The following is a 1,301-nucleotide window of genomic DNA, read 5'->3' as shown; positions in this document are numbered from 1 at the left end:
GGTTCATCGAGCTTTTCCGGGGAACGCGGCGCGGATTTTGAGGAAGAAGTATTCTTCGTCGCGATACCCGTAGGCGCGTCGCTTGATGACTTTGATGGTGTTGTTGATGCCCTCGACGACACTGGTGTTGAGTGGGTGCCGGCACCGCGAGAGAATGCCGTGCAAGTAGCCTTGCAGCCGCTGGGCGAACTGCTTTAAAGCGGCGATACCGCTTTGTTGAGCTTGCTCAAACCATTGCTCCCACGCTTTTTCGGCCCAGGCGAGGCGCCGATAAAACCACAGTTGCTTGAGTTCATCGCGTAGTACGTACACGCACGTCAATGGCTCGTTGGCCGCAAGCAATTCTTTCAGATGGATCGATTGCTGTGCATTGAGGTTGCGACGGTTGCGCAGCAACAGCCAGCGACTCGATTTCAGTACTCGTCGGGCGGGCTTATCGTGCCGTAGCTGGTTGGCTTGATCGACCCGCACTCGGTCAATGACCTCGCGTCCGTACTTGGCCACCACATGAAACAGGTCGTAGACCACATCCGCCTGCGGACAATGGGCCTTGATTTCCAGCTCGTAGGCCGTGGTCATGTCGATGGCAACGGCTTCAATGCGCGCGGCCACGCCCGGGGGAAGCTGCTCGAAGAACGCGCGTGCGCTCTCGCGTGAGCGCCCGGGCCCGATCCACAGCACTTGACGGTTGATCGGATCGACCACCACGGTGGCGTAGCGATGCCCTTTATGCAGGGCAAACTCGTCCATTGCCAAATAGCGCAGCGACGACCAATCCGGCTCGACAAGACCTGCACGCAAGCGCATCTTGTCGATCGATTTGACCGTGTGCCAGCCCAGATCGTAGAACTGCGCCACCGCCTGCACGCTGGCTGCCTGCAGCAACTGCTCGCACGCCCGAGCGAAACGCTCGGTCACCCTTTGGTAACGTCCCAGCCAGCCCAGGCGCTCCAGTCTCGGGCCGCCGCAGCGATCGCACCACACGCGCCGACGCGGCACATGCAGCACCACCCGGTATTCGAACAGCGGAAGATCACGCACCCGGCGTACGGTCGTCTCATGGATCTGCGTGCAGCGGGCGCCGCATTGCTCGCAGTGCATCACTTTGCCGACCGGCTTCAGATACAGCGCGAGCGTGCGGTGCTCGCCTTGCGGCCACTCCACACGCTCCACCCGATAGCCCTTCCAGCAACCCAGCGCTTCCAATGCTTTGCGATCCAGCAATTCCGCCTCCGACGTCCGTTTCCAGACGTCAGATTACAAAATCGCCGATAGCCGTCCACGGAATTCTGCGATGAACC

General features: G+C 60.5%; 1 protein-coding gene. It reads right to left on the bottom strand.

Annotated elements, in window-relative coordinates; all coding sequences use genetic code 11:
* Positions 1 to 3: 3 nt before the first annotated feature.
* Complete coding sequence (locus U4Y90_RS35915; RefSeq protein ID WP_321801887.1) at positions 4 to 1,224, bottom strand: ISL3 family transposase; 1,221 nt, start codon at positions 1,222 to 1,224, stop codon at positions 4 to 6.
* Between the last annotated feature and the right edge of the window lie 77 nt (positions 1,225 to 1,301).

This window comes from Caballeronia sp. J97 (genome assembly GCF_905220305.1).
GTDB lineage: Bacteria > Pseudomonadota > Gammaproteobacteria > Burkholderiales > Burkholderiaceae > Caballeronia.
Note: the sequence above shows the minus strand (reverse complement) of the source record. Positions and strands in the feature narration are given on the sequence as shown.